Here is a 19,616-nt window from a genome sequence, read left to right on the forward strand (position 1 = left end):
TCGGGAGGTGCGGTGCCGGTGGGCATCGGCGCCGCCGGGGGCGCCGGTTTGGGGGCTAGGGTCCTGCATTTCCTCTTCCTGCCAGTTGGGGTTGCGGCTATGTCATCCGCCAGCCACCCTGCCGCTCAGGTCTGGCCGGTAATCCAGTAAGCGCGACAATTCAGCCGCTGCCTCACGCACCTTTTCCACCATCGGATCCAGCAGTGACGGATCAATCCGTGCCGCCGGAATCGTGGCGCCCAGCGCGGCAACGACACGCGCGGTACGGTCACGCACTGGCGCGGCGATCGTCGAAATGCTGGCCTCGAAGAAGCCCTCGTGCAGCACATATCCACGCTGCCGGTCGCGCTGCACCATCTCGTACAACTCTTCCACCGTACGCGGAGTGCTTTCCGAAAACACCTCCAGACGCGGCTCCGGATACAGCACCCGCAGGTCGTTCAGCGACAGATCCTCGAGCAACACCCGACCAAGCACCGTGGCATGCGCGGGGAGTCGCGTCCCGACGTTGACCGTGCTTGCAAACGGGCGGGTCGCCACCGACTTGGCCACGTACACGATCGAGCGCCCGTCGCGCACCACGAGATTGCACGGAAAGTGAATCTCGTCACGCAGGCGGTCCAGCAACGGGCGACCCAGTTCGGTCAATTCCAGCGATGCCAGATAATCGAATCCCAGCCGCAGTACCGCCATGCCGAGCCGGAACTCCCGGCCGCCATCGGTGCGTTCGACAAAACCCATCATCTCCAGCGTGGCGAGCAACCGAAATACCGTCGAGCGCGGCACCTGCAGCCGCCTCGCCAGTTCCGCTGCCGACAACGTCCGGTCCCTGCTGCTGAATTCACCCAGCAGCCGAAGTCCCCGCTCCAGGCCCGGCACGATGTATTTGTCCTGCGTCTCCTCTACGGGAGTGTCTTTGTTCATGGTCTCTCTCTGCCTAACGTTCGGTTTGCCAGTGGACAGCAATGGATCGATATACCATGCTCCCCACCGCCGATGCGCCCAAGGCGCACCATCGCATCCCAAACAGTAGCAGATGTGTTTTATCTATGAAACCTAGATTCAAATCAGGAACAGCTTCAATGTAGGCAAAGCAAGTTGATTCATCAACTTAAGTTAAACCCTCATTGACAAGAACGCGGAGAATTTTGCTCGATCGCACTTCGGCACGAAGTTGCGCACAATAAGCGTTGCGAGCTGATCACTGAGATGTTTCGGGCGAACGGCGCCTTATTACGGCGCGTCGAAGCCGTCGATTTGCGACGAGGCGTACCCTGCCCCCCGCCACTTTTTATCGCACGTCGTCACGACACAAGGCAGCGGGCGGTGCCATGCTTGTTGCAATAGCGACCGCCTCGTCTTACCTCGTCTTACTTGAACGGCGTCTGCAAAATTCCCATCACGGTCCGGATGCCGTCCTGATAGTTGCCGATCCGCATGTTCTCATCGAAGCTATGCTGGTTGTTGTCGGCATTGACCAGGGGCACGATCACGAATGGCGACTTCAGTGCCTGTACGGCGGCGCCCGTCGGCACCGTCCCGCCCATCATGCGAATCTGCACGGGAGGCTTGCCGTAGGTGTCCCGCATAACACCTTGCAGCCATTTGCTGACCGGCGCATCCAGGTCCGTCCGCGCCGCCGAGCTCGATGCCGATACCTCACCAGCGGTCAGCGACGCCAGCTTCGGGTACCGTGCCCGTTCCTGCGCTGTGGGCTCGCCATTAACGAGGTGATAGCCCTGCTTCTCAATATGCTTGCGCAGCAGCGCCACCAGCGTTTCGGGCGGTGTCTCCGGCACCGTACGCAGATCAATGTCGGCAATCGCCACTTCCGGGATGATGGTCCGCGCTTTGGGGCCGACGTCGCCCGCGACGATGCCGCGCACGTTCAGGCTCGGATACTGCATCGCCTCCTGGTAATTCGCACCGACCTTCTCCGCGCTGGCGATGCCCAGCCGACGCTTCAAGGCAGCCTCATCGTCCGGCACGGCCGCCATGATCTTCCTGGCGCGTTCGTCGAATTTGACCGGGGTGTAGTAGCCGGGAATGGTGACGCGGCCATTCTCGTCCTTCATCGATGCCAGCAGACTCGCCATGCGTTGCACCGGATTGGCGGAGTAGTTGCCGTAGTGGCCGCTGTGCAGCCCTTGGCTGGCGCCAAAGACCTTCAGTTGCACCAGTTGAATGCACGGTTGCCGAATACCAACGTAGGCTGATTGCTCTGGTGCATCGGGCCGTCAAAGATGACCATGCCATCATTGCGAAGTAGCGCAAGGTTCTGCGCAATGACCTGACCAAGCGAAGGCGAACCCTTCTCTTCTTCTGAGTCGAGCAGTACCTTGATGTTCACCCCCGGATCCACCCCCGCCGCCTTGAGCGCGTCGAAAGCTGCCAGGAACATCACGATCGGTCCCTTGTCGTCCGATGAAGACCGCGCAAACAGGCGCCACTCGGGGTCAACCTGACCACCGTAAAGTTTGTCCAGCGGCAGCGGCTCCCATTTACCATCGGCCGAGCGCGCCTTGAGCGTGGCTTCCCACGGACTCTTCTGCGCCCATTGGGATGGTGTCACCGACTGGCCGTCCAAATGCATGTAGAACAGCACGGTCTTCCGCGGCGCTGTCGCTGCTGCGCCGGCGGGGGCCGTGTATTCGGCATACATCATGGGCTTGTCGCCATTTGCCAGCGCCCGCGCCTGGAATCCACGGCGGGCAAACGCCTTGACGAGCCAGTCAACGTTCTTTTCGATATCGGCGGGCACCGTGGCATCGTTCGGAATTGCCAACAGTTCGACCCACTCGCGATAGCTGGCGGCTGCCGCGCGGTTCGCCGACTGTTCCAGCTGACTGCGATCGAGCGTGGCAGCGTTTGCCACACCCAGGCAAGCCAGGGCGATCGATGCCATGAGTGGCAGTCTGCGGGAACGATTGGGGGTGCCCGATGGGGTGCGCATGTCTCTCCTCGTTGGTCGTTGTATGACGACATGCATTATGGCCGCAGATCGTGCTAACAAAAAAGCCCCGCCTGCCGGGAAAGTCGGCGGCAGGGCGAACGACGACACCGAGGGCGCCGCTCAGACCTCGAGTTCTTCAAGTACCTGCCCCTTGGTCTCAATGCCGAGGAAATGCACCGTGACCGCCGCCAGTAGTGGCACCACGGCGAGGCCATAGAACGCCACACTCAGGTTACCCGACCCGATCGTCGACGCAATGATGCCGGGTGCGAAGATCGCCGAAACCTTGAGCCACGCGCCGCCCAACCCACAGCCCATCGCCCGCACGCTGGTTGGGTACAGTTCGGGCGTATAGACATAGGCCGTGATGAAACCACTCGCCAGGAAGCCCATCGCCATCGCACAGAACGTGGCCACCACATACACTGACGACGCATGAAACACGCCTGCCAGGACCAGTGACGCGGCGCACAGCACGAACGATACGTTGATGACCGGCTTGCGTCCCACCTTGTCCACCAGCAGTGCGCAGACCAGCGAGCCGACCACCCCGAGCACCGACGCGCCGGCGGCCAGATTCAGCGCAAGCTGCAGCGGCGCGTGGTAGACCGTCTTGTACACTGTGGGCAACCATGTCGACAGCCCGTACTGGATAAAGCCACAGGTCGCCCACAGCATCCACACGGCCAGCGTACGCCCCAGGTAGGCCTTGCCCACAAGGTCACGCACCCGGCGCCGCGTATGGTTGCCCATCGCGTCAAACTTCGATGTGTCCCCAACCGGCGCAAGCGGTTGCTTGGCACGTGCTTCGAATTGGCGCAGCGCCTGGTCAGCCTCCGCCAGTTGACCCTTTTCCGCAAGCCAGCGCGGCGATTCCGGAATCAGCCGACGCAGCACAAAGAACAGCACCAGCGGCACGCCACCCAGGAAGTACATGACCTCCCAGCCATAGCGCGGCACCAGCACGGCGCCCAGCGCGTTCGACACCATCAGGCCGATCGGGAACACGATTTCATACAGCAGCACAAACTTGCCGCGTCCATGGGCCCGGGTCACCTCGTTGATGTAGGTCGCCGCCACGGGCAATTCGCCGCCAAGCCCGAGCCCCTGCACGATGCGCAGCAGCAGAAATATCTCGAACGATGGCGCGAATCCGCAGGCCAGGCTCATCAGGCCGATGATGCCCGCACTCCAGCCAATCGAACGCAGCCGTACAAATCGTTCGGCCAGCGCCGGAAACAGCAGCGCTCCCACCAGTTGACCTACCGAAGGCGCCGCAATGAGCAAACCAATCTGGCCAGGCGACAGCGACCATTTCGCGATCAGGAGCGGCAGCGTCGCGGCAATGGCAATCACGTCAAAGCCATCGAAGAATGTAGCCAACCCGATCAGCAATCGTGCGCGCACGTGCATCAAGTTGCCGGGCATGCGCTCGATGCGGGCGATGATCTGCCCGCGTGTCACCTGCGTGGCAGACTGGGTCTGGGATTGCATCGCGGCATCGCCGGTCGCTGCGCCACCGTAGGCCACGGTGCCCGCCTGCGCGCCCTGCATCGAGGGCGCGGCGTCTTTTCTCTGAATCAACACGGGTATCTCTTTCCGGAATCGTGTAGGGCAGTCACCCGCGTGGTCGCTTCGTCCCTGAACGTGCGGCTCTACCATGGCGGCGGGCAGTCTTCGTTGCCACGCCCCTTGGGGCGCGGCGTGGGTTCGGTCAGAGATCCAGCACCAGGCGCTGGCCCTTGCAACCGGACACACAGACCATCATGGTCTTGTTCGATGCACGCTCGCTAATACTGAGCACGCTGTCGCGATGATCGGGACAACCCTCGATCACCGCCGTTTCGCACGAGCCGCACACGCCCTCGCGGCAGCTGTACTCCACCTGCACGCCCGCCTCCAGCAGGGCGTCGAGCAGCGACTTGCCGGACGGTACGCGCACATTCTTGCCAGAGCGCTGCAGTTGCACGCTGTACTCGCCCTCTTGGACGGATTCGGTCGCGGGGTCTGCGGCGAATCGTTCGATGTGGACGTTGGGGTAGTCGTGCGCTTCGCAGGCTGACTCGAACGCGTTCAGCATCGGGCCCGGGCCGCAGCAATAGAAATGCGTCGTCTTGTCCTGGCCGGCCAGCATGGCCTTCAGATCCGGTGGCACACCCACTTCGTCATCGAAGTGAAAGCGCACGGCATCGCCATAGGCTGACAGTTGTTCGACGAATGCGGCCTCCGCACGGGAACGCGCGCAGTACAGCAACGTGAACGCTCGGCCACGCTCGGCGAGGCGCCGGGCCATGCACACGATCGGGGTCACACCGATACCGCCGGCCACCAGCACCGTGTGTGTGGCCTCCTCTTCCAGCGCAAAGTGGTTACGCGGCGTCGCGACGGTCAGCGTAGTGCCCACGCGCAGTTGCTCATGCACGAAGCGCGAGCCGCCGCGACTGTTGCGATCGTTGAGCACGCCGACGGTATAGCGATCGCGCTGCTCGGGCGCGCCACATAGCGAGTAGCTACGCACCAGGCCGTTGGCCAGATGCAGATCGATATGCGCACCGGGCGCAAACTCAGGCAACTGGGCACCTTCCGGGTCACGCAATTCGATGCTGACGACGCCGCGCGCCTCGAAGCGCATGGCCTGCACGCGCAGTGTCAAAGATTGGCTCGCACTCATGGGGGCTTCCTTCTATCTACTTCCGACCTTCCAGACGCTTAACGCTTTTCCGTCAGGAACTTGCCTTCCGGACCGCCGGCATTCTTCTGCCGGCGGGTATTGCCATCGATACCGCCCTCGATCGCCCATTCGGCGAACATAGTCGGGCCCGGCTCGAATTCGCGCGGCTCCCAATGGGCATCAAGCTGGTCTTCATCGGCGTAGTACTCGATCAGACCGCCCGCCGGATTCTTGAAGTACCAGAAGTACGCCGACGAGATCGGGTGGCGTCCCGGCCCGAGCTGCGTATCCCAGCCGGTGCGCGACATGTGCATGCCGCCGCCAAACACCTCGTGGATATCGCGTACCGTGAACGCCACGTGATTGAGCCCGGCCTTGCCATGCGGCAGTTGCAGCAGGAAGAGGTCGTGGTGCCCCCCCTCTGCCGCGCAACGCAGAAACGCTCCGCGGTCGGGATAGTTATCCGACTGGACGAATCCGAACTTCTCCATATAGAAGCGCTCGGTGGCCTTCACGTCCTTCACAAAGAACACCACATGGCCCACCTCGATGGGAATCGCACGGGTGTAGATCGGGCTGCGTTCGTTCATGCGCGGCTTGTCATTCCACGTATTCATCCGCGCGCATTCCACCTGCACCTCATGCTTGCGCGACACCTGAAAGCGCACCGCCAGGCCGTTCGGATCGGTGCAGCCAATGCGTGCACCGTCCTGCTGCAATACGAACGTCGGCTCGTCGCCAATACGCTCGCGGATCGCCGCCAGCGATGCCTCATTGTCGACGCCCCACACCACTTCGCGCAGCGTCGGACCTTCCTCGATGGCGGGCGGCAGCGCCGCATCGGACGTCTTACGCACCAGCACGCGGCAGCCATTCAGCGTTTCGAAGTCCAGGCCCTGCGCGTCGTCGCGCTTGATGGCGAGGCCCCAGTCACCAAAGAAGCCGCGGCATGCGTCGAAGTCGTCGGCTCCGTAGACGATCTCGTCAATTCCCAATACTTTCATTTCCAGTCTCCGGCCCACGGCAGCGGTTGTTCATTCAGTCCCCAGTACACGCTCTTTTGCTCCATGTACTGCAGGATGCCAAGTCGTCCCTTCTCGCGGCCCAGGCCGCTGTCGCGCCAGCCGCCAAACGGTGTCGAGATCGAGAACTGCTTGTAGGTGTTAATCCAGACGTTACCGGCTTGCACGGATCGTGCCACCCGCCACGCGCGCTTGTAGTCGCGCGTCCAGATGCCGGCCGCCAGCGCGTAGACGCTGTCGTTGGCCTGCTCGATCAGGTCTTCCTCGTCGTCGAACGGCATTGCCACCAGCACCGGCCCGAAGATCTCCTCCTGGCAAATGCGTGCGTTGTTGTCGAGCCCTTCGATGATGGTCGGCGTATAGAAGTAGCCGTTAGGCAGGCCGGCCACATCGGGGCGAATGCCGCCGGTGCGCAACTGGCCGCCGTCTTCCACACCCACCGCCACGTACGACTCGATACTGTCGCGGTGCCGGTCCGTGATCAACGGCCCCATCTGGGTGCGCTCGTCGGCCGGATCACCCACGCGCAGCTTCGCGGCGCCGGCAGCCAGGCGATCAATGAACGCCTCATACTGCGAGCGGGCCACGAAGAGACGCGAGCCGGCAATGCACGACTCGCCCGACGAGCTGAAAATGCCGTACAGCACGCCGTTTACCGCATGGTCCAGGTCCGCATCGTCAAAGACAATCGTCGGCGACTTGCCGCCCAGTTCCAGGGATACCGGCATCATCTTGTCGGCCGCGATATGGGCAATATGTTTGCCCGTGGTGGTGCCGCCCGTGAAGGACACGCGGCGCACCAGCGGGTGCTTGGTAATGGCGTCGCCAATCACGGAACCCTTGCCTGGGAGCACGCTGATCAGGCCTTTGGGCACGCCGGCCTCTTCACAGATGGCTGCCAGTTCGAGCGCCATCAGCGGTGTCACCTCGGCCGGCTTGACGATCACAGCGTTGCCGGCAGCCAGTGCGGGCGCCATCTTCTGCGCTTCGCTGGCGATCGGCGAGTTCCATGGCGTAATGGCCGCCACCACGCCCATCGGCTCGTAGACGCTCATCGTCAGGCAATCACCGCGCTGCGGCGTGATCTGCTCCTCCAGCGTCTCCAGTGCGGCGGCAAAGAACTGGAACGTTGCAGCCGCGCTGGCCACCAACGCGCGCGTCTCGCTGATCGGCTTGCCATTGTCCAGCCGCTGGCGCTGGGCCAGCGCTTCGGACTTGGCACGGATCAGCCCGGCCACGCGATACAGCACGGCGGCGCGCTCGTGCGGCTTGCGCTGTGCCCAGCCGCTGACGCGGAAAGCCTGATGCGCGCCCTGGATGGCTTCCTCGACGTCGGCCAGGCTCGCCGCGTTCAGTTCAGCCACGACTTCGCCCGTGGCGGGATAGCGGGTGGCATAGCGGTCTCCGCCGCCCAGGCGCCACTCACCGGCAATCAGGATAGGAAGGACTTGTTGCGTCGTCATGAGGAATTACTCGCTTCAGATCGACACCGCATGTGCGCGGTTGCCGAGGGCGCGTACAACGCTGAACACGGTCAGCGCGGACGTCTTGGGGTTGGCAGCCAGCGGTTTGCCGCGCATGGTCAGCTCGAAGCCACCAAATGCGCCGCGCGCTTCCACGTGGTGAACGTTCTCTACCGCCGACGGATCGGCCAGCAACTTGACCGCGGTGCGGTCCAGGCCCAGGCCGGCCAACGACACCGTGGCCGCCACGTTGGCATTCTTCGGATAGAGTCGGGCCGCCTCGCGCGCCGTGCCTTCGAAGATGACGGTCGGCTCGGTCAGCGCGTTCAGGTCGAAGAGCTGCTCTGCCGGCGTGCCGGTCCACGCGCGGGCCGGCTTGCGGCCCGTGTAGATCACCTCGTCCAGGCCACCCACGCGGGCAGCCGCCAGGGCGTCGATGGCGCCGATGGCGCCGGACAGCAGTTGCACCTGCGTGTTGCCCCGGCGTGCGGCGGCTTCCAGGCGCTCTGCGAGGCCCGGCTCCGAGAGTGCCCCCACCGACACGACCAGGCACGGAATCCCGCGCTCCAGCGCTGGCACGACGTGCTCTTCCAGCGCCTGGTGGCCCGCGCATTCGACCAGCAGGTCCGGACGCTGATCACCGTCGGCCAGGCGCGTGGCCACACGCACGTTGGGCGCCAGCGTCGACAGCGCTCCGCGCGCCTCGTCCATCGTGCCTTCGGGCACGATCACCACGTCGAACGCAACGTCCGGGTCGGACTTCAGCAGCTCAAGCACGCCACGGCCAATCGCACCGCAACCCACCATCGACACATGCAACATGGACATCTCCCCTCAGGCTGCTGTCGCCGCCGCATTGGCGATCGGGACCTGCTTGTTGACCGGCGGCCCGGCAAACACAGTCTTGAAGCTGCCGATCGACAGCATGTCGATTTCCAGCAGGAATGGACCGGGCTCCACCGTGGCCGCTTCCAACGCGACGCCGATGTCGGCGAGATCGCTCACGCGACGGTGACGCAGCGCCAGCGACTGGCAAAGCTGCGCGTAGTCTGGCGTGTGCAGGTCCACATAGTGGCGCCGTCCGCCGTACTGCGCATCCTGGATATTCTTGATCACGCCGTAGCCCTTGTCGTTCATCAGCACGATGACCATGTCTGCACGTTCCTGCACGGCCGTTGCCAACTCACCCAGGTTCAGAATGAAGCCGCCATCACCGGCCAGCGTGAACGTCTTCTTGCCCGATGCCGTGGCGGCCGCGCCCACGGCGGCGCCAATGCCCATCGCCAGGCCCTGCCCAATGCCGCCGCCCAGTGCATGCACGCCGGCACGCGAATCGAACAGTTGCAGGTGACGGTTGCCCCAGGTGCTGTTCGACACGGTCACGTCACGCACCCAGTTGAAGTTGCGGCCCACGGCCTGCTGCAGCGCCTGCACCAATGCGCTGTACGGACCCAGGCCATCGACCAGCGCGCCCACGGCGGCGTCATGCGCACGGCGCAGGTCCGTGGCGAAGTTGCTGTCGATCTGCATGCGTCCTTCGAGCCGATCCGCAAGACCGTCCAGCGCGAGCGCAGCATCGCCGCTGACAAAGTCGTCGCTCTGGTAGCAGCGGCCTTCTGCGGCCGGATCTGCATCGATGCGCAGCAGCGGACGCGGGAGCTTCAGTTCGTACTTGAGTGTCTCGTTACCGCGCAGGCGCGAACCGACCACGACCATCGCGTCGCAGGTCTGGTAGAACGTTTCCACGGGCTTGTGCAGGTTATAGGCACCCAGCGAGCGCGGATCATCTTCGGCCACGATGCCGCGGCCCTGCGTGGAGGTCACCACGCCAAAGCCCATGTCCATCAGGCGCTTGACCTGCTTGCTGGCGTGGCGGGCACCGCCGCCGAGCCAGAGCATCGGACGCTTTGCCTTCACCAGGCGCTCGGCCAGCGCGTCGAGCGCATGGGCCGACGGCTGGTGCTGGGGCACGGGCAGGGGTTTCAGGTCATTCGGCATCGGAATCAGGGCAGCCTGGATGTCGATGGGGATTTCGACGCTGACCGGGCCGGTGGGTGCGGTCAGCGCAGTCTGCACGGCGAGCTTGATCGTCGAGATCGCGGTATCGGCGCTGCGGATGCGAAAAGCAGCCTTGGAGACGGCTTTGAGCATCGTGAGCTGGTCCGGCGCTTCGTGGATGTAGGCGAGGCTCTGGTCCAGGTAGGGCGTTTCGATCTGGCCCGTGATGTGCAGCATCGGCGTACCCGCCGTCAGGGCTTCCACCATGGCACCGGCGGCATTGCCAGCGGCGGTACCCGTGCTGGTCAGGCACACGCCAAGGCTACCCGTGGTGCGTGCGTAGGCGTCGGCCATGTTCGTGCCGCCGGCTTCGCCGCGCGCCGGGACGAAGCGAATCTTGCCGCGCTCGCCCATGGCATCAAGGATGGGCATGTTGTGGATCGAGATCACACCAAACGCAGCCTTGACGCCGCATTGCTCAAGAAAGGCGGCAATGGCGCAGCCCACGGTGACTTGTTGTTGCTCGTTACGCATGACGGGAGAGTCCTCCGGAAATATCGATATGGCTGCCCGTGGTGTACGAAGACAACGGCGAGGCAAGGAACAGGATGGCGCGCGCGGCTTCCTGCGGCAGGCCGAGACGGCCCAGTTGAATGTGTTTCTGTTTCGCCAGACGCGCGGTCCACGCGGTCCAGTCCAGATGGCGATCTTCCTCCGGACGCGCATCAAAGCGGCGGCGCCATTGGCCGGATTCCACCAAGCCAATCAGGATGCCGTTGACACGTACGCCCTTGGGTGCAAATTCCGTGGCCAGCGAGCGCACAAGGTTGTGGACCCCGGCTCGCGCGGCGGACGTCGCCACCATGTGCGGCTCGGGCTGCGTGGCCAGCAGCGAGTTCACGCAGACGATGGCGCCCGCCTTCGATTGCTCGAGCTGCGGCAGGAACGCACGCGTCGGGTGAATGACCGAGAAGAACTTGAGTTGCAGCTCTTCCAGCCATGCGGCGTCTTCGGTCGTGGCGAACGTCGAGACGCGCCCCTGGCCGGCGTTATTGACAAGCATGTCTACCGGACCCAGTTCGCGCGCGACGTCCGCGGCGAACGCATTGACCTGTTTGGGCTGAAGCACGTCGCACGTCGCGGCGTATAGGCGGCAGCCGACAAAGCGATCGCGCAATGTGGCCTCAGCGGCGCGCAGCCGGGTGGCATCGCGGCCGCACATCGCCACAGCGGCACCCGCTTCCAGCAGCAATTCGACCGTGGCCAGCCCGATGCCGGAGGACCCGCCGGTCACGACGGCTACCTTGCCGTCGAGTTCAATCATGGACATCGAATCCCCTCTCCCCTCATTCGCGATGCATAGCAACCACCTGACCCTGCGCACGTTTGACGTGTCGATGAGGCCGGTAGCCAAGCAGGCGCGACAATTCGCCTGCGGTTTCCCTGACTTTCCCGACCATCCGGTCGAGTTCTTCCTGCTGCAGTCGAGACGCCGGAATCGTCGCACCCAGTGCAGCGACAACCTTGCCGGTACGGTCACGCACCGGCGCGGCAATGGTGGATATGCTTGATTCAAAGAAGCCTTCGAGCAGCACGTAGCCGCGCTGCAGCACCTGCTGCACCAGTTCATGCAACGCTTCCACCGTGCGCGGCGTGTTCTCCGAATACACCTGTAACTGGGCTTCCGGGTACAACTCTCGCAACTGATCCAGCCCCATATCCTCGAGCAGCACGTGGCCCAGTACCGTGGCATGTGCCGGCAGACGTGCGCCTACATTGACGTTGCTGGCGAACGGGCGAGAAGCCGCGGCCTTTGCTACGTACACGACCGACCGGCCATCACGCACGACGAGGTTGCACGGGTACTCGATCTCGTCGCGCAGACGGTTCAGTAGCGGCCCGCCCAGCTCGGTCAGCTCCAGCGAGGCCAGATAGTCGAAGCCGAGTCGCAGCACCGCCAATCCCAGCCGGTACTCGCGACCGCCATCTGCACGCTCGACATAGCCAGTGGATTCCAGCGTGGCCAGCAGACGGAACACCGTCGAGCGCGGCACGTTAAGCCGGCGTGACAGGTCAGCTGCGGACAGCACGCGGTCACGTGCACTGAATTCGGCCAGCAAGCGCAGGCCGCGCTCCAAGCCTGGGACGATGTACTTGTCCAGGCCCTCAGCGTGCAGGGCATCTACGGCGACAGTGTCAGGATTGGCGCTCATGGCTCGACGTCTCGCGTTGGCTTCAGCGCTTGACCTTCGTCAGCGGGTGCTCGGGCGGATACGTCGGCGTGATCGGCTTCTTGGCGCCCAGCATCACGCACATCAGCGCATCTTCCTCGCCGATGTTGATTTCCTCGCGGTAGACGCCGGGTGGCACCGACACCAGGTCACGGTCGGTCAGGATCGTCTCGTAGCGCTCGCCGTCCTTTTCCAGGATCAGTTTGATCTTGCCGCGCAGGATGAAGAACACCTCTTCCACGTCGGTATGCAGGTGCGACGGGCCTTCGTGGCCGGCGGGGATGATCATCGTGGAGAACGTGAAGTGCTCCGACGGTACGGTGTTGGTGTCGGCAGCCACACCGGTGCCGCCCGTGCCCAGGTAGCGCATCTGCGCGCGGCGGTACTTCGGGTCGTAGTCGGCCTGGAACTTCAGCGCGTCCCAGTCATAGCGACGCGTGTTGAAGCGCGCCACGCGCGATTCCATCCACTTGTCGAACGAGGCGCCCTCAGGTTGTTCCCAGCTGCGCTTGATGTTTTCCTGTTGCGACAGATCGCTCATTTCCTTTTCCTATGGAGTTTTTTGTTCAGGGCATGACAAAGCCGCCGTTGACCGCCAGCGTCTGGCCGGTCACGAAACGGGCGAGATCGGACAGCGCGAACAGCACAGCGCCGCAGACATCATCGGGAACCTGTTCGCGTTGGATCGCGCGCTGGTTTCGGTACAAGTCGTGCCGGTGCTGCGGCACGTATTCGGTGGCCTCCACCAGCGTCAGGCCCGGTGCCACGGCGTTGACCGTGACGTTCGCGTCCCCCAGTTCACGGGCCAGCGAACGGGTCATGCCGATGATGGCGCTCTTGCTGGCCACGTAAGCCAGCAGGTTCGGTGCACCCCACAGCGGCGTGTCCGATGCCAGATTGATCACCGCACCACGGCCACTGGCACGCAGTGCGGGCGTGCAGGCGGCGGTCATCAGCCACGTGCCGCGCACGTTCACGTTCATCACGCGGTCCCACGTGGCAACGTCGAGTTCGGTCAGGTTGCGGCCACCGGAATCAGTCACTGCACCGTTATTGACCAGGCCGTCCAGACCGCCGAGCGCCTGCGCAGCGGCGCTGGCGCAGGCCTGCACCGACGCCGGATCGTTCAAATCGAGTTGCAGCGGCACCGCATGGAAGCCACGCGCCTTCAGTGCGGCGGCCGATTCCTCGACGCGGTCGCCCAGGATGTCGGCCATGGCAACGCTCGCGCCGGCTTCGGCAATGGCGGTGGCGAAGGCCAGGCCCAGGCCGCGCGCGGCACCGGTGACTAGCACCTTGCGGCCAGCAAGCAGGTTGGCGTACGGGTGATCAGGCATGGCTGTGGGCTCCGGCCACCGGTTGCAGCATGGCCACCGGCTCGTCCGCCACTTCGGCATCGGCGCGGCGCTTCAGCAGACGGCGTACGCGCGTGATGCCGGCATCATGTGCGTAGAGCATTTCGTGATCGCGCGCGGCCGGCGCCATCGATTCCAGTACCACGCGGTCCTGCTCCAGCACGTCCCAGTGCAGGCCTTCCAGGCGGTTGCGATACAGAAAGCGCCACACGTCGCGCTCCCAGCCCTGTACGTGACGGGTACGCCAGAAGAACACCATGCAGTGCTCTTCATCCACGGGCGTGGCAATGCCGACGATGCCGAATGGGCCGCCGGGACCAACCTTGTCGAGATACGGAATCGACAGGCGCAGCCACAGCGTGCCGGTCTCTCCAAATTCGACCCAGTCAAAGTTCACGCCGCGCTGGCCGGTCTTCTCGAAGACCAGACCATGGTCAGTCTCCACGACCTGCATCACGGCGGACTTCTCGCCGCTGGCCATCGAATGCGAAACGGCATGCAGGTACGCGCCGTGCATCGGGTCCATTACGTTGTCGATGGCATAACGGTAGTTGCAGTCCCAGTGCGCCACGCACAGGAAGTTGCTGTGTTCGTCGCTGACCAGTTCGTCGGGCAGGCGCAGCGCATCGGTTTCGGTCGGCGCGCGGTCGCCGAACCACAGGAAGATGGCGCCGGCCTGTTCTTCCACGGGATAGCTGCGCACGCAGGTGCGGCCTTCCAGCGGGCAGTTGTCGACCGCCGGCACGCTCTTTACCTGGCCGTCGCCGCCCACTTCCACGCCGTGGTACCAGCAGGCCACGCGGTCGCCCAGGTTCCAGCCCATCGACAGGCGCGCGCCACGGTGCGGGCAGCGGTCTTCCAGTGCGTTGAGCTTCCCGGCGTTGTCACGCCACACCACGATGTTCTGGCCCAGGCGCGTGATGCCGATCGGGGCATGCGTGACCTGCCACGATGCAGCCACCGGATACCAGTAGTTGCGCAGGCCGGTGTTCAGACGCGCTTCGGCGCGTGCTTGCTTGTTCGATTCCATGTCTGTCTTCTCGCTTGTCGTCTCGGCCGGCGCTCAGGCGCCCAGGCGGCGCATTTCGGAGAGGAAGCGTTCCTCGGTCCACGACTGCCCGTCAGCGGCCAGGAACCCGGCGTGGTTGAACGCGCGCACGATGTCTTCCGGAGATTTGGCGCCGCCCTCGAAGGCGGCTTCCAGCGCGTCGCCCAGCGCGTTCTCGTAGGCGGTGGGCGCGGCGGCGCGCGTCTGCCAGACGATGTTGGTCACCTGGCCGGGCTTCTCGATATGACCCTTGCCGGCAACGTTGTTGGGCGCGGGGCGCTCCCAGGGAACCAGGTTCGGGTTGTACGCGAGGCTTTCCATTGCGCTTTGCTCCATGGCTTGCTTTGTGGGGGACGGCTGGCTCAATCCGCTGTCGCGCTCCTCGGCCTGACGCTGCTGCGTTTTACCTATGAAACACGAGTTTAAATATTGAACACAGGTACGACTATAGACAACGGCGGTTTAAAGATTGATCGGGGTAAACCCGTGCGGGGAGGGAGTGCTGGCGATGTCCGGCCAAGCACGGCACAGGTGTGAAGTCAGGTCTGCGAAAGCGTGCTACGGATCAGTCGTGCCACGGCCTGCGGCTGCTCGACGTAGCAGGCATGGCCGGCATCGGCGACAGCGTGAAATGGCACGCAGAAGCGTTCGGCCAGCGCAGCAGACGCTGCAGGCGTGGTGACCACGTCCTGCGTGCCGCATCCCACTTCCACCGGACGGGCGCGCGCTTCCAGGTATCGGCCGATGTCGTCGCCGCACAGAAGCGCTACGGCCTGACGATAGCCGTCCGGATTCAGTTTTTGCATGTTCCAACGCACCCATGCCTGCGCATCAGGTGTGGCCGACGGACTGAGCAAGCGCGTGGGGCCCCGTTGCGCCAGCCCTTCCACGCCCTGCGTTTCTAGCGCCGCGATACGCTGCCGGGCCACTTCACGCGATGTCTCTTCCTTGCCGGGCGCTCCGTAGCCAAGCGCGGGACTCAGCAAGAGCAACCGGGCGGGCTGCATCGCCGTCGACGCGTGGGCAGCGTACCCGGCTGCCATCAGTGCGCCCAGCGAATGGCCGACGATCAGGTCGGGGCGCACCTGCAGCGCCGCCAGCATCGCTTCGAGCCGCTTCGCGTAGTCATGCGCATTGGGCGCCGGCATCGGCAACGGTGAAGAATGTCCGTACCCTGGCGCATCCCACGCGATCACACGTGCATGCGCCGCCAACAGGCTGGCACACGGCAGCCAAGAAGCCGCCCCAGAACTGATGCCGTGCAGCAGCACGATGATCGGCCCACGCGTACCGCCGATACGGCAAGCCACTCGGCTGCCGTCGTCGCCGGTCATCACCAGTCGTTCGGCGAAATGACTATCCAGCGCGGCCAGCAAGTCGACGCCAGGTGGGAGTGCAGATTGGGGCGCAGATTGGGGCGCAGATTGTTTCATATATGAAATACATGTTTGCAAATAAAACCTCTCGACTATAGGCGTAGTCCTTCTGTTCGGGGGATCAGGGTAAACAGGGAGAAGATTCGCAGGATTTTGGCGAGGCCCGATACCGGTGCGTAGCGCCCCGAAAGCCGCGTCGATAGGCGCCAGACATCGGCCAACCGCGAAACCCGCATCAAGCTTGGCTCGCGCAAAAAAAGCCCTTGCTCACCGCATGTGGCGTCGCGCCAGGGCGGTGCATCACGCACCACCCCGACATCGCCCGCGCCCCCTCTACGGAGTGGTGTGCAGACAGCACCGCGCTGTCACAGCAAGGCCTCACTAGGGTTCGCCCCTATCTACGCCTTTTCCCGCCGTGCCTATATTCCGCTCAACGTTTCCTATGTAGTTCATTGTTTTACTAATGAAACAAAAGAAACACGGCAGCCCCCATACCGTTGCCGGCGGAAACGTCCACGAGAAGCCCACAAGACAAGAGAAGGAAACGGTAGATGAAGATCGCAAAGTACGCGGCGGGCCTGCTCGCAGCTGCGCCCCTGCTGGCCACCGCCCAGTCCGTCACCATGTATGGCGTGGTGGACACCGGCGTGGAATTCGTGAACAACGTCGGCGCTGCGGGCAATAGCGTCGTCCGCATGAACACGCTGACCGGCACCGTGCCATCGCGCTGGGGCCTGCGCGGCACCGAGGATTTGGGCAACGGCCTGAAGAGCGTGTTCGTGCTTGAAGGCGGCTTCGCGCCCGATTCCGGTACCGCCAACCAGGGCGGTCGCCTGTTCGGCCGCCAGGCACTGGTGGGCCTGTCGTCAAACCAGTGGGGCCAGATCTCGTTTGGCCGCCAGTACACCATGCTGTTCTGGGCCACGCTCGATCCGGACATCCTCGGTCCGAACGCGTTTGGATCCGGCTCGCTGGACAGCTATCTGCCGAACACCCGCGCCGACAATGCGGTCGCCTACAAGGGAACGTTCGGCGGCCTGACCGTCGGCGCCACCTACAGCTTCGGTCGCGATGGCACCAACGCGGGTCCGAGTCCGTCCGGCACCAATTGCGCAGGCGAAAACCCGGCAAACAAGAGCCAGTGCCGCGAATGGTCAGCCATGATCGGTTGGGACCAGAAATGGTGGGGCATCACGGCCGCGTATGACTCGCAGCGCGGCGGTCCGGGCGCGTTCGGTGGACTTACCAGCAGCAGTCTGCGCGACGACCGCGCATCGATTGCCGGCTACGTGCTGCTCGATCGCACCAAGATCGGTGCCGGCGTCATCCGCCGCGAAAACCAAGGCAGCGCGACACCGCTCTCCGAGCTCTACTACATCGGTGCGGCCTACGACATCACCCCCGCCTTCACGCTGGCTGGCCAGGTCTACTACCTGAACTATCAAAGCAGTGATAACAAGGCGATGCTGTACGCCATCCGCGGCATGTACAACTTCAGCAAGCGCACGGCGGTTTACGCGACCGCTGGCTACATCAACAACGACGGCACGCTCGCGATGTCCGTGAGCGGCGCCCAGGCAGGGGCAAACCCCAAACCGGGTGGCCAGCAGTTTGGCGCCATGGTCGGCATCAAGCACGTCTTCTAAGGGTGAAGCCAATATGAAACCGAACTTTGTCCGTCGCGTCATCCTGGGGGCGATCGGCGCCGCCGTCGGCACTGCCGCCCTGCTGAGTACTGCCCCGTCTATCGCCCAAGGCAACTATCCCAGCAAGCCGATCACTATTGTGGTGGCCTATCCCGCCGGCGGCGACACCGACGTGCTGGCCCGGCTGATGGCCGAGAAGCTCGCCGCGCGCCTGAAGCAGTCAGTGGTGGTGGAAAACCGCACCGGTGCCGCCGGCACCATCGGCAGCGCCTATGTAGCACGCGCGGCCGCCGACGGTTACACACTGCTGCTGGCACCCAATACGGTGTCGATCGCGCCGTTGGTGCTGAAGGCTGGCACCGGTGCCAGCTACGATGTGCTAAACGATCTCACACCGATCGCCGAGCTGGGCACCCAGTCGCTGTTCGTCGTCGTGAACAAGACCAGCGGCATCGCCAAAATGAGCGACCTTGTCGCACGCGCCAAGGCCGGCAAGCTCGAGACCTATGCGACACCGGGCAATGGATCGCCGATGCACATCATGGGCGAACTGTTCAACAAGTCGGCCAACGTGAAGATCGCGCAAGTGCCATACCGCGGCACCGCCCCGGCCATCGTCGACGTACTCGGCGGCCAGGTACCGATGACTTACGTCACGTATGGCGCCGTGGCGCAATACGTAGGCAACGGCAGCCTAGTACCGCTGGCCGTTGCGGACCAGAAACGCTCGCCTTTCGCTCCAAACGTGCCGACGCTGGCTGAACTGGGCTACAAGGATGTCGACATCGGCGCATGGCAGGCATTGCTGGGCCCGAAGAACCTACCGCCGGAGATCGTCCGCATGCTGAATAGCCACGTGAACGACATCCTGAAACAACCCGATGTGGTGGCGCGCATGGCCACGATTGCCGTGACCCCCGTGGGCGGTGAACCTGCGGTGCTGCAGAAGCTGATTGCCGCCGACTTCGCGCGCTATACCAAGTTGGTCAAGGAGTTCGCGATCCAAGCGGATTGACTCGCGAACGGCCTCGGAAGAAATGCAGACCTTGTGGCCCGGTGCAATGCCGGGCCTTTTTACTGGTTGGGGGTTCAAAAGGACGCCGTCGCACCGCAGTGCTTGCGGTCCTGCTCGCGCCCTGCGCGTCATGACACAAGGCGCCTCTTTCAATAATGCAATCCGGGAACGACTAGTCGTATCTGGCAATGCGGCACACGGCGATTGCTAGAGACTTCGAGTCAGCAACTGCCGCATTGGCCAAACCGCACACTCCTGGAGCACCGAAATGACGACGGTACGCAACGACCTCATCCTCTCGCAAAGCGCTTTCAGCCATGTTGTCGATGTTGATGTCAGTAAGGTCGATATCGCCGCGTGGCTCTTCGCGCTTCCCGATGCCGAGTATCAACGGTGTGCACCGCCCGACCACATCGCAGCCGGCGCAACGTGGACGGATGACGGGCAGCGCATGTCCATCAACGTCGAGATGATTGGCACCGGTCTGGTCGTCCAGCACTACGTCGGTGAAGTCACCGAGCCACGATACTGCAAGATGGTGTCGATCTCCGATGTCTTTACACCGCATGGACGCACAAAGGTCCAGGTAATTTGGGAACTGCGCGCAAAAGGTCTACCCGGCGGGAAGACCGAGTATACAAACAGCGTGACCTCGCATCCTACGGATGAGTTTCTGGCGTTTCTCGAGAAGAATGGTGTCTCGTTTGAGCAAGCCGCTCTCGACCGACAAACCGCCTCCGGTGATCATAATCGCCGAGAAACCCCGCTTTTCGCGGAAAGCATCGCCTGCGCAGCAAGAAAGAATGTCGGATGACGCGTAGCCGCCGATAAGCAAACG

General features: G+C 63.7%; 17 protein-coding genes and 1 pseudogene. 3 read left to right on the forward strand and 15 right to left on the reverse strand.

What is annotated here, in order from left to right; translation table 11 throughout:
• Positions 1–102: 102 nt before the first annotated feature.
• The 15 genes and pseudogenes from CYJ10_RS16280 to CYJ10_RS16350 form a co-directional block, all read right to left on the reverse strand.
• A complete protein-coding gene (locus tag CYJ10_RS16280; RefSeq protein ID WP_101682533.1) occupies positions 103–924 on the reverse strand; it encodes an IclR family transcriptional regulator in 822 nt (273 codons plus the stop codon).
• A gap of 446 nt (positions 925–1,370) precedes the next feature.
• Positions 1,371–2,905 (reverse strand): annotated as a pseudogene (locus CYJ10_RS35220) (M20/M25/M40 family metallo-hydrolase).
• 168 nt (positions 2,906–3,073) lie between these two features.
• Entirely contained in the window at positions 3,074–4,447 is a 1,374-nt protein-coding gene (locus CYJ10_RS16290; RefSeq protein WP_101682707.1) for an MFS transporter, read from the reverse strand.
• Positions 4,448–4,667: 220 nt separating this feature from the next.
• Entirely contained in the window at positions 4,668–5,624 is a 957-nt protein-coding gene (locus CYJ10_RS16295; protein ID WP_101682534.1) for a PDR/VanB family oxidoreductase, read from the reverse strand.
• 38 nt (positions 5,625–5,662) lie between these two features.
• On the reverse strand, positions 5,663–6,628 hold the full coding sequence (locus CYJ10_RS16300; RefSeq protein WP_101682535.1) for a VOC family protein: 966 nt from the start codon (positions 6,626–6,628) through the stop codon (positions 5,663–5,665).
• A complete protein-coding gene (locus CYJ10_RS16305; RefSeq protein ID WP_101682536.1) occupies positions 6,625–8,109 on the reverse strand; it encodes an aldehyde dehydrogenase in 1,485 nt (494 codons plus the stop codon). The genes CYJ10_RS16300 and CYJ10_RS16305 overlap by 4 nt, the downstream gene beginning before the upstream one ends.
• 15 nt (positions 8,110–8,124) lie before the next feature.
• Complete coding sequence (locus CYJ10_RS16310; protein WP_101682537.1) at positions 8,125–8,931, reverse strand: aspartate dehydrogenase; 807 nt, start codon at positions 8,929–8,931, stop codon at positions 8,125–8,127.
• A gap of 12 nt (positions 8,932–8,943) precedes the next feature.
• Complete coding sequence (locus CYJ10_RS16315; RefSeq protein ID WP_101682538.1) at positions 8,944–10,641, reverse strand: thiamine pyrophosphate-binding protein; 1,698 nt, start codon at positions 10,639–10,641, stop codon at positions 8,944–8,946.
• Positions 10,634–11,437, reverse strand: a complete 804-nt coding sequence (locus tag CYJ10_RS16320) for an SDR family oxidoreductase (protein WP_101682539.1) — start codon at positions 11,435–11,437, stop codon at positions 10,634–10,636. Before CYJ10_RS16320 ends, CYJ10_RS16315 begins: the two co-directional genes overlap by 8 nt.
• Positions 11,438–11,453: 16 nt before the next feature.
• Entirely contained in the window at positions 11,454–12,320 is an 867-nt protein-coding gene (locus tag CYJ10_RS16325; RefSeq protein WP_101682540.1) for an IclR family transcriptional regulator, read from the reverse strand.
• Positions 12,321–12,342: 22 nt separating this feature from the next.
• Positions 12,343–12,879 carry a cupin domain-containing protein gene (locus CYJ10_RS16330; protein ID WP_101682541.1) on the reverse strand — a complete coding sequence of 179 codons (537 nt, stop codon included), beginning with the start codon at positions 12,877–12,879 and terminating at the stop codon, positions 12,343–12,345.
• A gap of 25 nt (positions 12,880–12,904) precedes the next feature.
• Positions 12,905–13,675, reverse strand: coding sequence for an SDR family oxidoreductase (locus tag CYJ10_RS16335; RefSeq protein ID WP_101682542.1), 771 nt, complete (start codon positions 13,673–13,675; stop codon positions 12,905–12,907).
• Positions 13,668–14,723: an aromatic ring-hydroxylating dioxygenase subunit alpha gene (locus CYJ10_RS16340; RefSeq protein ID WP_101682543.1), complete on the reverse strand. Its 1,056-nt coding sequence runs from the start codon at positions 14,721–14,723 to the stop codon at positions 13,668–13,670. The genes CYJ10_RS16335 and CYJ10_RS16340 overlap by 8 nt, the downstream gene beginning before the upstream one ends.
• Positions 14,724–14,756: 33 nt before the next feature.
• Positions 14,757–15,062 (reverse strand): recombinase-like helix-turn-helix domain-containing protein, encoded by a 306-nt coding sequence (locus CYJ10_RS16345; protein WP_374703274.1) that lies wholly within the window; start codon positions 15,060–15,062, stop codon positions 14,757–14,759.
• 218 nt (positions 15,063–15,280) lie between these two features.
• Positions 15,281–16,174, reverse strand: a complete 894-nt coding sequence (locus CYJ10_RS16350) for an alpha/beta fold hydrolase (RefSeq protein WP_101682545.1) — start codon at positions 16,172–16,174, stop codon at positions 15,281–15,283.
• Positions 16,175–16,668: 494 nt separating this feature from the next.
• Between CYJ10_RS16350 and CYJ10_RS16355 the strand changes: the two genes are divergently transcribed.
• From CYJ10_RS16355 to CYJ10_RS16365, 3 genes are all read left to right on the forward strand, one after another.
• Entirely contained in the window at positions 16,669–17,763 is a 1,095-nt protein-coding gene (locus CYJ10_RS16355; protein ID WP_101682546.1) for a porin, read from the forward strand.
• Between the two features lie 13 nt (positions 17,764–17,776).
• The gene (locus CYJ10_RS16360; protein WP_101682547.1) at positions 17,777–18,778 is read left to right on the forward strand and encodes a Bug family tripartite tricarboxylate transporter substrate binding protein; all 1,002 of its coding nucleotides are present in this window, start codon (positions 17,777–17,779) and stop codon (positions 18,776–18,778) included.
• Between the two features lie 268 nt (positions 18,779–19,046).
• Positions 19,047–19,592 (forward strand): hypothetical protein, encoded by a 546-nt coding sequence (locus CYJ10_RS16365; protein ID WP_101682548.1) that lies wholly within the window; start codon positions 19,047–19,049, stop codon positions 19,590–19,592.
• Positions 19,593–19,616: the final 24 nt, after the last annotated feature.

It is taken from the genome of Cupriavidus pauculus (assembly GCF_002858765.1).
GTDB classification, from domain to species: domain Bacteria; phylum Pseudomonadota; class Gammaproteobacteria; order Burkholderiales; family Burkholderiaceae; genus Cupriavidus; species Cupriavidus pauculus_B.

Coding starts and splice junctions, on each gene's coding strand:
- CYJ10_RS16295 (WP_101682534.1), bottom strand. CDS start 5,624: ATGAGTGCGAGCCAATCTTTGACACTGCGCGTGCAGGCCATGCGCTTC.
- CYJ10_RS16325 (WP_101682540.1), bottom strand. CDS start 12,320: ATGAGCGCCAATCCTGACACTGTCGCCGTAGATGCCCTGCACGCTGAG.
- CYJ10_RS16365 (WP_101682548.1), top strand. CDS start 19,047: ATGACGACGGTACGCAACGACCTCATCCTCTCGCAAAGCGCTTTCAGC.
- CYJ10_RS16305 (WP_101682536.1), bottom strand. CDS start 8,109: ATGACGACGCAACAAGTCCTTCCTATCCTGATTGCCGGTGAGTGGCGC.
- CYJ10_RS16280 (WP_101682533.1), bottom strand. CDS start 924: ATGAACAAAGACACTCCCGTAGAGGAGACGCAGGACAAATACATCGTG.
- CYJ10_RS16320 (WP_101682539.1), bottom strand. CDS start 11,437: ATGTCCATGATTGAACTCGACGGCAAGGTAGCCGTCGTGACCGGCGGG.
- CYJ10_RS16330 (WP_101682541.1), bottom strand. CDS start 12,879: ATGAGCGATCTGTCGCAACAGGAAAACATCAAGCGCAGCTGGGAACAA.
- CYJ10_RS16355 (WP_101682546.1), top strand. CDS start 16,669: ATGAAGATCGCAAAGTACGCGGCGGGCCTGCTCGCAGCTGCGCCCCTG.
- CYJ10_RS16345 (WP_374703274.1), bottom strand. CDS start 15,062: ATGGAAAGCCTCGCGTACAACCCGAACCTGGTTCCCTGGGAGCGCCCC.
- CYJ10_RS16360 (WP_101682547.1), top strand. CDS start 17,777: ATGAAACCGAACTTTGTCCGTCGCGTCATCCTGGGGGCGATCGGCGCC.
- CYJ10_RS16290 (WP_101682707.1), bottom strand. CDS start 4,447: ATGCAATCCCAGACCCAGTCTGCCACGCAGGTGACACGCGGGCAGATC.
- CYJ10_RS16310 (WP_101682537.1), bottom strand. CDS start 8,931: ATGTTGCATGTGTCGATGGTGGGTTGCGGTGCGATTGGCCGTGGCGTG.
- CYJ10_RS16340 (WP_101682543.1), bottom strand. CDS start 14,723: ATGGAATCGAACAAGCAAGCACGCGCCGAAGCGCGTCTGAACACCGGC.
- CYJ10_RS16335 (WP_101682542.1), bottom strand. CDS start 13,675: ATGCCTGATCACCCGTACGCCAACCTGCTTGCTGGCCGCAAGGTGCTA.
- CYJ10_RS16315 (WP_101682538.1), bottom strand. CDS start 10,641: ATGCGTAACGAGCAACAACAAGTCACCGTGGGCTGCGCCATTGCCGCC.
- CYJ10_RS16300 (WP_101682535.1), bottom strand. CDS start 6,628: ATGAAAGTATTGGGAATTGACGAGATCGTCTACGGAGCCGACGACTTC.
- CYJ10_RS16350 (WP_101682545.1), bottom strand. CDS start 16,174: ATGAAACAATCTGCGCCCCAATCTGCGCCCCAATCTGCACTCCCACCT.